This window comes from Sporosarcina sp. G11-34 (assembly GCF_026931025.1).
The window spans coordinates 339567-354745 of sequence record NZ_JAHNZW010000001.1 but is presented as its reverse complement, the minus strand read 5'-3'; the positions used below and the strand labels follow the sequence as shown (position 1 = coordinate 354745).

General features: G+C 38.5%; 12 protein-coding genes. 11 read left to right on the top strand and 1 reads right to left on the bottom strand.

The window, feature by feature from the left end:
• The first annotated feature begins 13 nt into the window (after positions 1 to 13).
• The 11 genes from KSU66_RS01640 (at position 14) to KSU66_RS21320 (ending at position 14346) form a co-directional block, all read left to right on the top strand.
• Positions 14 to 1498 (top strand): UDP-N-acetylmuramoyl-L-alanyl-D-glutamate--2,6-diaminopimelate ligase, encoded by a 1485-nt coding sequence (locus KSU66_RS01640; protein ID WP_269049658.1) that lies wholly within the window; start codon positions 14 to 16, stop codon positions 1496 to 1498.
• Positions 1499 to 1669: 171 nt separating this feature from the next.
• Entirely contained in the window at positions 1670 to 3244 is a 1575-nt protein-coding gene (locus tag KSU66_RS01635) for a peptide chain release factor 3 (RefSeq protein ID WP_269049657.1), read from the top strand.
• 210 nt (positions 3245 to 3454) lie between these two features.
• Entirely contained in the window at positions 3455 to 6523 is a 3069-nt protein-coding gene (locus KSU66_RS01630; protein WP_269049656.1) for an efflux RND transporter permease subunit, read from the top strand.
• A 98-nt stretch (positions 6524 to 6621) separates the two neighbouring features.
• Positions 6622 to 7710 carry an SDR family oxidoreductase gene (locus tag KSU66_RS01625; RefSeq protein WP_269049655.1) on the top strand — a complete coding sequence of 363 codons (1089 nt, stop codon included), beginning with the start codon at positions 6622 to 6624 and terminating at the stop codon, positions 7708 to 7710.
• A 241-nt stretch (positions 7711 to 7951) separates the two neighbouring features.
• A complete protein-coding gene (locus tag KSU66_RS01620) occupies positions 7952 to 8710 on the top strand; it encodes a TerC family protein (protein ID WP_269049654.1) in 759 nt (252 codons plus the stop codon).
• A 48-nt stretch (positions 8711 to 8758) separates the two neighbouring features.
• Positions 8759 to 10108, top strand: coding sequence for a TrkH family potassium uptake protein (locus KSU66_RS01615; RefSeq protein WP_269049653.1), 1350 nt, complete (start codon positions 8759 to 8761; stop codon positions 10106 to 10108).
• A gap of 359 nt (positions 10109 to 10467) precedes the next feature.
• Complete coding sequence (locus tag KSU66_RS01610) at positions 10468 to 11919, top strand: ATP-binding protein (protein ID WP_269049652.1); 1452 nt, start codon at positions 10468 to 10470, stop codon at positions 11917 to 11919.
• Between the two features lie 97 nt (positions 11920 to 12016).
• Positions 12017 to 12457: a MarR family winged helix-turn-helix transcriptional regulator gene (locus KSU66_RS01605; protein ID WP_269049651.1), complete on the top strand. Its 441-nt coding sequence runs from the start codon at positions 12017 to 12019 to the stop codon at positions 12455 to 12457.
• A gap of 235 nt (positions 12458 to 12692) precedes the next feature.
• On the top strand, positions 12693 to 12842 hold the full coding sequence (locus KSU66_RS01600) for an aspartyl-phosphate phosphatase Spo0E family protein (protein WP_269049650.1): 150 nt from the start codon (positions 12693 to 12695) through the stop codon (positions 12840 to 12842).
• 480 nt (positions 12843 to 13322) lie between these two features.
• On the top strand, positions 13323 to 14198 hold the full coding sequence (locus tag KSU66_RS01595; RefSeq protein ID WP_269049649.1) for an NAD(P)-dependent oxidoreductase: 876 nt from the start codon (positions 13323 to 13325) through the stop codon (positions 14196 to 14198).
• A complete protein-coding gene (locus tag KSU66_RS21320) occupies positions 14146 to 14346 on the top strand; it encodes a chemotaxis protein CheW (protein ID WP_329958755.1) in 201 nt (66 codons plus the stop codon). The genes KSU66_RS01595 and KSU66_RS21320 overlap by 53 nt, the downstream gene beginning before the upstream one ends.
• Before the next feature lie 155 nt (positions 14347 to 14501).
• Here the strand turns inward: KSU66_RS21320 and KSU66_RS01585 are convergent, their stop codons facing one another.
• Positions 14502 to 14963 carry a YkyB family protein gene (locus KSU66_RS01585; protein ID WP_269049648.1) on the bottom strand — a complete coding sequence of 154 codons (462 nt, stop codon included), beginning with the start codon at positions 14961 to 14963 and terminating at the stop codon, positions 14502 to 14504.
• Positions 14964 to 15179: the final 216 nt, after the last annotated feature.

Below are 15179 nucleotides of genomic sequence, written 5' to 3'. Positions count from 1 at the left end.
ACGGAGGATTTTGATGGATACAAACCAATTACTTTCAATTTTACCAGTGAAAAAAATAGATGGTGCAGTCCCTGAAGTAGTGACTGATCTGGCGGTAGATTCGCGTGCAGTAAGTGCCGGAGGGATGTTTATCTGTATTGTGGGACATACAGTCGACGGGCATGATTATGTTCAGCAAGCGATCAATAACGGGGCAAGGGTAATTGTTGCATCACGGCCAGTTACCGTAAACCTAGAAAAAGTCGCTGTTGTAACAGTCGATAATACGTCACGTGCAATGGGATTATTAGCGCCCCGCTACTATGAGTATCCATCGAAGAAAATGTCAATGATTGGCGTGACAGGAACTAACGGGAAAACAAGCGTTAGCGGAATCATTCAAGAAATTTTAAAAATTGCTGGAGAAAAGTCGGCGGTTTCGGGAACAATTGGATTTGAATTAGATGGAACGCTTTATGAAACAGAAAACACTACAGGTGATGCGTTAACAACACAAGCCATGATTGCGCAAGCTGCGAACGAAGGGTGTCAGACGATGACGATGGAAGTTTCTTCTCATGGACTTGTTGAAGGAAGACTTGCCGGAACAGAATTTGATATTGCTGTGTTTACGAACTTAACGCATGACCATCTTGATTTCCACGGTACGATGGACAACTACGGCGAGGCAAAAGGGCTTTTGTTTTCACAACTAGGACAAGATGTGGAAAAGAGAAAGTTTGCAGTGATTAACGTGGATGATCCGTGGAGTGAAAAATTGTTGGAGAAAACAAGTTTTCCTGTAATGACTTATGGCATTAATAATGAAGCAATCTTCCGCGGTGAAAATATTATCTTAACGGCAGACGGTACAACATTTACACTTATTGCCCCCGATGGGAAATATGAAGTTGAAATGAGTTTAATCGGGGAATTCAATGTGTCAAATGTACTTGCGGCAACAGCGGCATTGTTTGCAAAAGGAATGTCGACTGCTGATATTGTTGGATATCTTAGTGAAATCGCTACTGTAAAAGGTCGAATGGAAAAAGTAGAGACAGAGTTGCCACTAACGATGTATGTGGATTATGCACATACGGCGGATGCAATTAAAAAAGCTATCGAGGCCGTCCTTCCATATAAAACAAATAAACTGATTGTGCTTATTGGAACAGGTGGTGGTCGGGACCGTGAGAAACGTCCGATTATGGCGCAGGAGGCTTCCGAAGCGGATTATGTTGTGATAACGACAGACGATCCTCGACATGAAGCATATGAAACCATTTTGCAGGAACTTGAAGAAGGTATGACTCATAAGCAATACGCTTGTATAGGCGACCGTGAAGAAGCGGTACGTCATGCAATATCCGTGGCAAACCCCGGGGATATAATCATATTTATGGGTAAAGGACATGAAGACTTTCAAATTGTTGGTACTGTAAAAGAACCGCATTCAGATGCCAATATTGCAATTGAAGAAGCTCAGAAGAAATTTGGAACAATTGAAGCGGATAACTAAGTAAGACAAACGGGGCTATTCTAGTTGCCGATTATTTGGCAAAAGGATGGCTCTTTTTGAGTTTACAGTGGTGAAGTGGACGGTATATGTCGTTCATCAGTAAAAAACAGTTGTAATATAGGTTGCATCTCTTTATCATTAAAAATGCAACACAGAAGGAGTTAACGTTAAATGAGCAACTCAATAAATGAACAAATCGATTCAAGGCGAACTTTTGCAATCATATCTCACCCTGATGCAGGGAAAACAACAATTACAGAGAAGTTACTTTACTTTGGTGGAGCAATTCGAGACGCCGGAACAGTAAAAGGCCGTAAAACTGGAAAATTCGCAACATCAGACTGGATGGAAATTGAAAAGCAACGTGGAATTTCAGTTACTTCTTCCGTTATGCAATTCGACTATGATGATAAAAGAATAAATATTTTAGATACACCAGGGCATGAAGACTTCAGTGAAGATACTTATCGTACACTTATGGCGGTAGATGCGGCTGTGATGATGGTCGATGTTGGTCGAGGGATTGAACCCCAGACAATTAAGCTATTTGAAGTGTGTAAAATGCGTGGAATTCCAATCTTTACATTCATTAATAAAATGGACAGAGAAGGAAAAGAACCGCTTGATTTGATGGAGGAGCTTGAAGAAGTTCTAGGCATCGAATCTTATGCAATGAACTGGCCAATCGGAATGGGCAGGGATTTTCTAGGTATTTACGACCGATTTAATAACCGGATTGAACAAGTAGGTGCCGAAGGAGATGACCGTTTACTTGCGTTAAACGAAGACGGCGGTCTCGCTGAACCCCATCCGATGATCGATACACCTTACTATAAGCAAACGCTTAATGATATTGAACTATTAAATGAGGCTGGCAATGAATTCGATGAAGAACGTGTAGCAAAAGGGGATTTGACGCCTGTATTTTTTGGTAGTGCGTTAACAAACTTTGGTGTGCAGACATTTTTGGAAACCTTTTTAAAGTTTGCCCCACCTCCACAACCACGATTGACGATGGAAAAAGTGGAAGTAAATCCAAAGTCGGAAGAGTTTTCGGGATTCATCTTTAAAATCCAAGCAAATATGAATCCAAAACACCGAGATCGTATCGCCTTTGTCCGGATTGTATCTGGCGTTTTTGAACGGGGAATGTCGATTACAGTGCCTAGAATTTCAAGGGTGTTTAAATTGACTCAGACAACGCAGTTTCTTGCAGATGATAGAGAAACGGTTGATCAAGCAGTTGCAGGTGATATTATAGGGATTCATGATACTGGTAATTATCAAATTGGGGATACAGTTGTTGGCGGAAAATCATCATTTATTTTTGATGCACTCCCACAATTCACACCTGAATTATTTGTCCGGGTATCGGCGAAAAACGTTATGAAATCCAAGCATTTCCATAAAGGTATTTTGCAACTAGTTCAAGAAGGTGCAATACAGTATTACCGAACGCTTCACACGGAAGATGTGTTACTAGGTGCAGTTGGGCAACTTCAATTTGAAGTGTTCGAGCATCGTATGAAAAATGAGTACAATGTTGAAGTGCAGATGGAATACCTTGGTTCTAAAGTTGCCCGTTGGATTGAAAACGAAGGCGACGTCCAAGAATCAATGGCGGGTCAAAGGGCGATGCTCGTGAAAGATCGCTTTGAGAAACTTGTCTTCTTGTTTGAAAATGAGTTTGCAATGCGCTGGTTCCATGACAAGCATCCGACAATAAAATTGTATGATTTGCTATAAGTATTATAAATTGCTGCACTACCTCAGTTGTACTTATAGGTACCTTTTATAAAATAAAACCCAGCAGGACGAATTTACCGTCACTTGCTGGGTTTTGTTTTATAGTAGAAACTTTGTAAGAATGCTAAAAGGAAAGATGCTCTTATTTGAAGTAGGAAGAAATCTTCTTTATGATTGGGGTAATGCATTTGTTTAAGAAGGAGCGTATTAATGAAGATAAGTAACTTTTCAATTAAAAGACCCGTATTTACAATTATGCTAATGTTTCTAGTAATTATTCTCGGTGCGGTGTCTTTTTTCCGTATTCCAGTGACATTAATACCGGAACTAAATCCACCAGTTGCAATTGTTGTAACTAGTTATCCAGGTGCTTCACCGACTGAAGTAAATGAAAAAGTTACGAAGCCGTTAGAAGATAGCTTGTCGACGGCCCCTGGGCTGAAGACGATTCAATCCTCTTCAGAAGAGGGAGCAAATTTCGTACTCATGATGTTTGATTGGTCAACGAACATTGATGATGTGCAATTAGATATTATGCAGCGGATGGATCAAGTACCAATGCCGGACGGCGCAAATAAGCCGCGATTACTAAAATTCGACCCTGCACAGTTTCCTGTTATTCAACTATCGCTTAATGCAACGGATAATGAAGCAGATATTCGTGTAATTGCGGAGCAGTTAGAGCAGGAGCTTAGACGGACAAAAGGCGTAGCAAGTGTGACGGTTTCCGGCGAGCTTGTTGAAGAAGTAAAAATTACGCTTGATGAGAAAAAATTGGAGGAAAATGGGCTTGCACAAGAGGATATCGTGCAGCTTATTCAATCGAACAACGTTTCAATGCCGGGCGAACCGATTGAAACGGATGGCGGCAAGCAATTAACCACTCGGATTATTAGTATGTTAACGTCTGTTGATGATATTCGTGATTTAACAATCATGGAAAATCCACTTGATGGAAAAAAACTTAAAATAGGTGATGTAGGAAAAGTAGATCTTGCCGAGGTAGATTCACCCACAGAGACGCGTGCAAATGATAAGCCAGCAGTTCTCATGTCGGTCTTGCAAGAATCGGGTGCAAATACAGCGGATGTATCTGCATCGTTTAAAGAAGCGCTAGATGACCTTCTACAGACTGAGAAATATGAGCAAATTGAAACGAATATTTTATTTGACCAAGGAGATTACGTTAAGTTAGCCATTGGCAACATTGGCCAATCGCTAATTCTAGGTGGCATATTCGCCATGATTGTTTTATTCTTTTTCCTTCGCGGAATAAAGAGTCCAATTATCATTGGGATTGCGATTCCTTACTCGGTTATTGTCACATTTGTGTTGATGTATTTTGCAGAGTTCTCGCTCAATATTATGACATTAGGTGCATTGGCACTTGGGATAGGAATGCTTGTAGATAACTCAATTGTAGTTATTGAAAATATAGAACGCCATTTAGCAATGGGTAAAGAGCCGAAAAAAGCAGCATCTGAAGGCTCTAAAGAAGTAGGCGGCGCAATTATTGCTTCGACATTAACGACGCTCGCAGTTTTTGTACCAGTTATTTTTATAAGCGGACTGATTGGTGAGATATTCACTGAGTTTGCGCTCACGATTTCGTTTAGCTTATTTGCTTCACTTGTAGTTGCCTTAACAGTTGTTCCAATGATGGCGGCGCACATGTTGAAAAAGCCAAAAGGAAATAATGAAGCAAAGTTACGTCGTTCGAAATCATTGAATCGATTTGAACGTTCAGTCAGATGGGCATTGCGTAATCGAATTGCGGTCTTGTTGATTACTGCAGTTCTGATTGTAATAAGCGGTTTTGGTTTATCTAAAGTGGGAACTGAATTTTTGCCAGCTACTGATGAAGGGTTTGTCAGTATCGGTATAGAATTACCCAACGGTTCTTCACCTAAATCGACCGATGAAGTCGTTAAGCGGATTGAAGGTGAATTGAAAGAACATGACGACGTTGAAGTATATGTCAGTCTTATAGGTGGGACCCAACAGAGTTTATCGCAAGGGTCTTCTGAAGCGAATCGGGCTGAGCTTTCTGTGAAACTAGTTCCGCTTGCAGACCGCACGCGTTCTGTTTTTGAATTTGTTGATGATGTTCAACCTAAAGTTTTAAAACTTGTTGGTGAAGATGCAGTAATCAGTTTCGACATGCAGAACGCATCCGGGTCAACACCGAATACGCTCACATTTTCACTTAACGATACAAATGAAAAGAGACTTAATGAAGCAGTCACAGACTTGAATAAGGAACTAGAGGGATTAAGTACCGTTCAAGAAGTGTCGAATTCGCTTGGGAATACTGTGGAGGAAATACGTATCGAAGTGAACCGGGAAAAAGCTGCTGAGTATGGCCTTGCCCCTTATCAAATAGCGCAAACAGTTACCGACATAACACGCGGTGAGTTTGCGACACAGATAATTGGAGAAAATGAAGAAGTACTTGGTGTTATGGTGCAATACGCAAAACAATATCGAGACAGTACGAATCAGCTAAAGAAACTAAGATTACGCACTCAAGATGGGCAATTTATCGCGCTTGGCGATGTTGCAAAAATTGAAATTGCGGAAGGTCCAGTCTCAATTCAACGAGTTGACCAAGCGCATTCTGTCACTTTTGATGTGAAGTATAAATCGACTGAATCACTTGGTCAAATGACGAAGACGGTAAATGATCTACTAGATTCTATGACATTGTCCGAAGAGATTGAAGTATCCTTCGGTGGAGATCGTGAATTATTTGAAAGTGCAATCGATGATATGTTACTTGCACTTGTGCTTGCAGTTGTACTCGTTTATATCGTTATGGCGGCACAGTTCGAATCGTTTAAATATCCATTAGTAATAATGTTCTCCGTACCACTTATGATTATTGGTGTAGCAATTGGTCTATTTGTAACAAATACGCCAATTAGTGTAACTGCAATTATCGGGATATTGGTTCTCGTTGGGATTGTAGTAAACAACGGAATTGTTCTCGTCGATTATATTAATCAACGGAAAGCCGCAGGACTAAGTTCATTTGATGCGATTGTTTCTTCCGTCAGAGATCGGGTTCGTCCAATACTCATGACGGCGTTAACAACGATTCTTGGGTTACTACCACTTGCGCTTGGCCTCGGTGAAGGTACTGAAATGAATCAGCCGATGGGAATTGCGGTTATTGGTGGATTAATCAGTTCAACGTTCCTTACGCTCTATATCATTCCAGTAATTTATAGTTTATTTGACAGACAGACAAGAAAGCGTGCAAGACCTAGAAGAAGATAAATAAATGGAGGCCTTCTTAATTGAAGGTTTCCTTTTGTCTGAAAATTCACCCAACCACTCAATCAAATGGTATACTGAAATAAAAAGGGGGGAATTAGATGAGTACACACTTTTTCACGGGGTTTCCTGGCTTCATTGCTACTGAACTAATTAAAGGATTAATTGAAAAAGAGAAATTAACTAAGCTATATGCATTAGTTCAGAAAAATGAGTTGGAACGTGCTGAGAATCAATCCGAAGCAATTATGAAGGAATTAAAGGTTGATATTCCTTTTGTAATTATTGAAGGGGATATTACGCTTTCAAATTTAGGAATAGAAGATGAAGCAATAGCAAAACTTCAGAATGAAAAAATTACAATGTGGCATCTTGCTGCAATTTATGATTTAGCGGTGAAAGAGGAAATAGCGCGGAAGGTAAATGTGGAAGGAACAAGAATGGTTTGTGATTTTGCCAGAGACCATCAAGCGATAGAACAATTAATTTATTTCAGTACGGCGTATGTTGCAGGAACTAGAGAAGGAAGGTTACTTGAAACTGAACTAATTCGTCCAGTGACTTTTAAAAACCATTATGAAGAAACAAAATATGAAGCGGAACTAATCGTTGAGAATCTTAAGGATGAAGTTGCAGTTACAATTATTAGACCGGGCATTGTTCGAGGACATTCGGTAACGGGAAAAACGATTAAATTTGATGGTCCCTATTTCTTTATGAATATGATTGACCGATTAAAATGGATGCCTTTTATTCCTTATGTAGGAAAGTCGAATGCCCATATAAACGTTGTGCCAATCGACTATATTATTGACGCATCAGTTTATCTTTCTGACCATAAAGGAGCGGTAGGAGCTACAGTCCATTTGACAGATCCTTCTTCGCATTCGGTCGAGGAAGTATACCGTGCGATGGTTATCGAACTTACTGGAAAAGAACCTAAAGGGCGGCTGCCACGTACAATTGCCAAGACGGGACTGATGTCTAAGCGCCTTCAGAGAAAGCTTGGTGTGGAAGAAGAAACTCTAGATTACTTAACTTGGAATGCGGTATTTGATACGGAGATTGCGGAACGATTGCTAGAAGGGAGTGGAATACAATGCGCAGATTTTCTTCATTCTATTCCATCGATGGCAGCATTTTACAACGAACATAAAAGTGATATGGATTATCATATATCAATTGGATAAAAGACGTTTACATTTTAGGCGTGGGTGGTATACTAAGATTTAAAGACACTGAACTTAATATACTTTTGACTGTTGTCAAAGGGGAGTAGCTTTAGGGAAACCTATTTCATAATCGTCAATACGTGGCTTTGCCATCGGTTATGATAGTTGAAATCTGTCGCAACAAATTTCAACTTTGCGAGACCTTTGCCTATTTATTAGGTGAAGGTCTTTTTATATGAAAAATGTAGGGGGAATTATTTTGGAAGCAATATTACTCGAATATGCTTGGGTACTCATCGTACTTATTGTACTTGAAGGGCTACTCGCCGCAGATAATGCGGTTGTTATGGCGGTTATGGTTAAACATTTACCCCGTTTGGAGCAGAAAAAAGCGTTGTTCTATGGTTTACTAGGTGCGTTTGTGTTCCGTTTTGCAGCTCTATTTATGATTACATTTTTAGTGAATATGTGGTGGATTCAGGCGCTTGGAGCTGCCTATCTATTATTTATTTCAATTAAAAATATTTACGATCAAAAGAAAAAAAATCAAACAAATGTAGACATTAAACCTGATAAAGGTTCAGGTTTTTGGATGACTGTTTTCAAAGTCGAATTGGCAGACATTGCTTTCGCACTCGATTCCATGCTTGCTGCCGTAGCATTAGCAGTGACACTTCCAGAACTAGGGAATTTTCAAATAGGTGGTATAAATGGTGGACAGTTTACGGTTATGTTGCTAGGTGGTTTAATAGGACTAGTAATCATGCGTTTTGCAGCACGTAAGTTTGTTGTTTTATTAGAAAAATATCCTTCGCTTGAGACGGCTGCGTTTCTCATTGTCGGTTGGGTAGGCGTAAAATTAGTTGTTATGACCCTTTCTCATACCGAACTTCAAATACTTGATCCTGGATTTCCACACTCAACGATTTGGAAAACGACATTCTGGACTGTGCTTGTCGGAATTGCGTTGTACGGGTACTTAAAAGGGGTAAGGAATGAACGTAGGAAGACTATATAAAGTTCTATGTGAACTCTGAGAATGTCAGAAGGGGGCGGGTAGAGTCAAATGAAATTAACACGAGAACATCTATGGAGATTCACACCCGCGCAGGTAATTGTGTTTTATTACTTTCTTGCAATTACTTTTTCCTTTTTACTTTTAAATCTACCAGGCGTTTATCAACCGGGCGTTAAAATTTCTTTGATAGACAGTCTTTTTACCGCTGTAAGTGCAGTTAGTGTAACGGGATTAACCACAATTGTTATTTCGGAAACGTACTCTCCATTCGGTATCAGTATGATTATGATTGTTTTACAAATCGGTGGAATTGGAATTATGTCGATTGGTACGTTTTTTTGGCTGCTACTAAAAAAACGTATAGGGATGCGCGAACGAGAACTGATTATGGTAGACCACAATCAATACAGCCTTAAGGGCGTCGTCGATCTTATTCGACAAATTGTGAAAATTATTTTTCTAATTGAGCTAGTAGGCGGAATCATATTAACAGTCTATATTATGAAATACTATGACACCTTTAGCGAAGCTTTTCTCCATGGTATTTTTATGGCAGTTTCTGCAACGACGAATACTGGATTTGATTTAACGGGAGAATCATTAATGCCTTATTTTAATGATTATTTCATTCAAATTGTAACGATGATACTAATTATACTTGGGGCAATTGGTTTCCCAGTACTAATTGAAGTGAAAAGTTTTTTCTCGAAGAAAGTGCCACATTTTCGTTTTTCTTTATTTACTAAGATAACGACTTCGACATTTGGTATCCTATTGGTTTTTGGTGCAGTGATGATATTTATTCTTGAATCATTTAACTCCTTCAAAGGAATGGCGTTACATGAAAAAGTATTTACATCAATTTTCCACTCTGTTTCTTCAAGGTCAGGGGGATTAACGACTTTTGACATAACTAAATTTAGCGAAGCGACTGATCTTGTGATTAGTTTGTTGATGTTTATCGGTGCTTCCCCAAGCTCTGTTGGTGGGGGAATACGTACAACAACCCTAGCTATAGCTGTATTATTTCTTGTTAATTTCGCCCGCGGACGAGGGGTCATTCATATTTTTCATCGCCAAATAAAATTAGTTGATGTCTTTCGCTCCTATGCAGTTATTCTTTTGGCGGGGCTTATGGTGATGATTGCACTTCTCATACTCTTAATCACAGAGCCGAATGTGCCAGTTGTGTCAATACTATTTGAAATTACATCTGCCTTCGGAACGAGCGGCATGTCCCTTGGTATTACGGGTGATCTTTCAACACCAGGGAAAATGATAATAATGTCACTCATGTTTATAGGTAGGGTTGGGCTAATTTCATTCTTGTATACCCTTGGAGGAAGAACTAAAAATCCTCATTATCATTATCCAAAAGAACGAGTCATTATTGGATGAAAAATTAGATGTTTTGCGGCATCTCAAATAACGTTAAGTTTATTTGTAGAAAGACCAATTTTATTGATTGAAGTAGTCGAAAGTCATACCGTGAATCCCAATAACTTTAACAGTTATTGGGATTATTTTTTTCGAGAATGTGAAATAAATAATAATATATGGGATAATTATGCAATTTTTATACCTAATCATTGTAACGAGTATACTTGTTATGAAATAACCAGTCCTTTTGGACTATACACTTATCATTCATAATGTGAAATAATTTGATTAGAGAATATTTTTAGAAAACTTGACTTTTACGCATGAATCATAAACGTTCTTCATACTGTTTTAAAATGAGGACGGGAGGAATATACGTGAAAAATGAAAAAGAAGAGGCTAATGATCGTGAATACATTCGAATTATTTTAGCAGATCCTAATAACCCAACCGTATTATTGAACCTTGATGGTGAAATTTATCAAGCCAATGACCGGTTTTTTGAATGTTTTGGTTTGGCTCGCTTTGATAATGTTGACAATCTAATGATTGAAGGGTCATCCCAGACATGGGGGAGACATATAAAACTTGCGAATGAAGTGGGATTTAGTACTTTTACCTTCGACACTATTTTACCTACTAATAAGACATGTTCTATTAAGGCGCGCCTTATATACAGTGAAAGGCTAGGGAAAACTATTGCGGATTTTACTGACCCGGTATATTTAGAAATGGAACAAAAAATAAGAAACTTAAACGTGTTTCGAAAATCGACTGAATTAATGATTATTGTTGATCGTAATGGGATTATTCAAGATGTTAATGATTTAACCTATGACTTTTTTGCATTGCCTAAGGATTACTTTATCGGAAATAATTATGAAAAAGTTACATTGTTGTTGAATGTTACACCGTCGGAATCAGAGTCTTATAGAAAGAATATTCGCGAAAAAGGTTATGTAGAAATATTGCGACGTTTTGAACACTCACCCGAAGACATTAGATACTATCAAATTAGGACGTTTCTCGATGAAGAAAGCGGATTGATAATCACTAGAGTAGCTAATCATACTGAAAAAGTTGTTTTGCGACAACAACTATCCTATAAGGAACCTTTGGCGGAAATAGGTCAACTAGCCGCCAGTATCGCGCACGAAATACGGAATCCGATGACTACGCTAAAAGGTTTTACGCAGTTACTTAGGAGTTCCGCCACAGAAGAGTCGAATAAATACCTGGATGTTTTAGATGATGAGATTGGACGAATGGAGTCAATATTAAGCGAGATGTTGGTATTATCAAAACCTAGTACAATGGAAAAAAAACTCTTATCATTGGATGTTGTGGTGGCAGATATGATTACGCTTGTTCAACCTAAAGCTAGGTTAGAAGGTGTTTCATTTGAGCAAAATGAGGAGGTCTTTCCACAGATATTAATTTATGGGGATGAGACTAAAATCAAGCAAGTGCTGCTCAATCTATTTAAAAATGCGCTTGAGGCAATGACTTCTGGCGGGGTTATTAAAATTAAGTTAGAAGAAGTTGATGAAGATCAAATCCTTTTACGAATCTCTGACACCGGAAAAGGAATGACAACGACTCAGTTGAAGAGTATATATTTGCCTTATTTTACAACCAGGCAAGAAGGAACTGGACTTGGTTTACCGTTTGTCATTAAAACAATTGAAGATCATGGAGGAACAATCGAGGTTTCAAGTATTGTTGGGGTAGGATCTGAATTCACATTGACTTTTCCAATGCCAGTTTCACAGATCAAAAATGAAGTTCTAGTTGAGAGAGAATTGTTCAATGTAGGGTTGAAAATTTGATATTGTACCTAGACATCATATTTTGACAACTACCTTTCATTTCCGTTATAATTAATTGACTAATACTGATCGGAATAATAGAAGGTGGAAAAAAGTTATGGAAAATAGCACTGATCGTGCACTGAAGTTATTTATCGTTCTATCCCGTGCAAGTAAAGTGATTTCGGAAGATGCTCATCGGTTGATCGATAAGTATGGATTAAATCCGACTGAATTTGCGGTAATGGAACTTCTTCATCATAAGGGAAAGCAGCCAATCCAAAAAATTGGTCAGAAAATATTGTTAAGAAGCGGTTCAATGACATATGTCGTGGATAAGCTTGAAAAAAGGGGATACCTAGAACGGCTACTTTGCGAAAAAGATAAGCGTGTAACTTACATTTCAATTACAGAAAAGGGCGTAGAGCTTATTGAGTCGATATTTCCTGAACACGCAAAAAATATTGAAGCGCTTATGTCTGGATTGGATGCTGAGGAACAAGATGCGGCGATTAACCTAATTCGAAAATTGGGTTTGTCTGTCAGAAATTTATCATGAAAAAAGCGGCAACTCTTCGAAGAGAGCCGCTTTTTGTTTTTGCAAATTTCCCAGAATCCAAGTTTATACGACAAATTCAACAAAGAATGGATGAGTAGTTTTGCAATACTTGCGTAATCCAATTTCATTCTGTTATTGTATTAACAGAGCGTTTTGACTTGTCAGAAATATAGGTCGCGCTTAACTTTTGCAATCCATGTGTTTTGGTAGTTAACAAAATATAGGGAGGGATCTTTTGAAGGATGAAATTGAACGTACACGGAAGTTGATGATAAGCATCGCAATTAATAAGGGCTTAGCCGCTAATGAGACAATAGAGATGAGTAAAAAATTAGATAGGCTGTTAAATCAGTATATGAGAGAAGGGAATAGAAATCAGTTCTAATCATATATATATAAATTAATGAGCTTTAATTTGAAAACTCCAACATTGTTTATGGTAAATTATATTGCTATACACGCTAATCGTTTATGTTAACAAAATTTTGGACAAGATGAGCTTGATGGAATATATCCTTGTTTTTTAAGGTGCATTTCTTAAATGAATAGGGACCAAGTGAGAACATTTATATTGTGTAAGATAAGCCAGGGGAAAGCGCTTTGTCGATTACTGGAGAAGATAGTCAGAAATTTGATTGCATATTAGGAAAAAAGAAAAAAAGAAATAATATTAAAAGATGTTTAAAGCATTCTAAAATGGGGGACACTAACTATGAACACAGTAACATTCTCATTTCCCCCTTTTAAGGACGAACCTGGTCAAAGGTTTGTCCTCTTTTTTTTGTCCTTTTATTGAAAATTAAGTCGGAACAAGCATTATCTGATAGAATAAGCAGAATAGAAGAATAAAATAGGGGGAATATAGATGTCATTAAATAAGATTGCGTTTATAGGTACTGGTGTTATGGGAAGTAGTGTGGTTCGGCATTTACTTCAGGCAAATTATGAAGTTACAATATATACACGGACAAAGGAGAAAGCAGCTACATTAATTGAAGCGGGTGCCAAGTGGTCTGAAACAGCAAGCGCGGCTACTGAAGAGGCGGATATTGTATTTACGATGGTAGGCTATCCTGCAGACGTGGAAAGTATTTATTTAGGTGAGAATGGGATTTTTGAAGGAAGTAAAGAAGGACAAATTATTGTAGACATGACGACATCTAGTCCTGCACTTGCGAAAAAAATAGAGCTAGAGGCGAAGAATAGAAATATGGCTTCAATTGATGCGCCTGTTTCAGGTGGCGATATTGGTGCTAAAAACGGCACGCTTTCAATAATGTGCGGCGGAGATCCAGAAGTGTTTGAAAAAATATCCCCCATACTTTCAGTCTTTGGGAAAGATATAGTTTATCAAGGATTAGCGGGCGCCGGACAACATACTAAAATGTGTAATCAAATTGCGATTGCGACCAATATGATAGGTGTTTGTGAAGCAATTGCGTATGCAGAACAAGCAGGACTTGATCCAAAAACGGTTCTTAAATCGATTTCTTCGGGAGCTGCTGGATCATGGTCGTTATCGAATCTTGGGCCGCGTATGTTGAAAGGTGACTTCGAACCTGGGTTTTATATCAAACATTTTCTAAAGGATATGGATATTGCTCTGAAGGAAGCCGAGGAAATGAAGCTTTCGTTACCTGGGCTAGAGCTGGCGCGAAGTATGTACAATCGACTTGTGAGCAAGGGACTTGAAGATAAAGGGACACAAGCACTATATAAAAGTTACCGTACGGCTGAATAGCATTTTGATTAAGCTCGTAAAGGAAGGGGGACTGGCTACACTTGTAATTATCAACCCCCTTCAGGTAACAAGAATTCCGCATTCACATCCATCTATAAAGTGGATGATTCAATTGCGTGGCGAGCTACTTCCTGTCGTTGATTTGTAAAAAAATGATGGGCTGAACCAGTAAGGATGACGGTACCATTCTGCTTATAGATTTTGAATAAGCGATTGGAAAAGAGTTTGAATCAGAACAGGTATATATTTATCATAATAAAAACAGGCCGATTCGCAACGATATTCATTGCGAATCGGCCTGTTTCATCTTCCGTCTAAGTAGGACGAACGAAAATTATTTGTGTTCTGCATTTTATGAACACTTTTTTTGGGTGGTCTACTTACTTTCTTTGGGTTAATTTTTGGAGGGACTCCAATAAAATCGATGAGTAGCTTTCTGGCCGTGCGCACACTCATGCGTTCTTGTGGGTTTCGGGAAGTTTGGTCTTGTTGACCAAGATGTGGTAATGATGTGAAGTCCTCCTTTTCCGGAATCATGTGGAATTGGAAGTCGCAACAACGGACTAAGGTTGTTGAGTGTTGTTTACTAAACTTTGGATTATCGACAAAATGTAATCCGATTTTAGTAGCGTGACCTTTACTTATAAGCTTATCAAGTGCCTTTTTTTTCAGCTCATATAATTCTTTATTATCTGGGGCAGTCTTTGCATGACGATTCACTGTATAAATGGCGATTGTTAGTTGGCGAATTGAGTGCAGATTCAAAATAAACCTCCTTCATTCATGTAATAATGGGTCCCATTACTGGGCAACCACTATCTATTCTACCAAGATAGGCACGATTTGTACATATAATTAAAGAGATACTCGCCAAAGAGGAAATAAATTAGTAACGTCTGAAAGCATATACTCAAAGAATTTCTTATAATACGAGCATCTGCTTCTTGCTCAAAGATATTTCTTTATCGTCATTGTATTAAT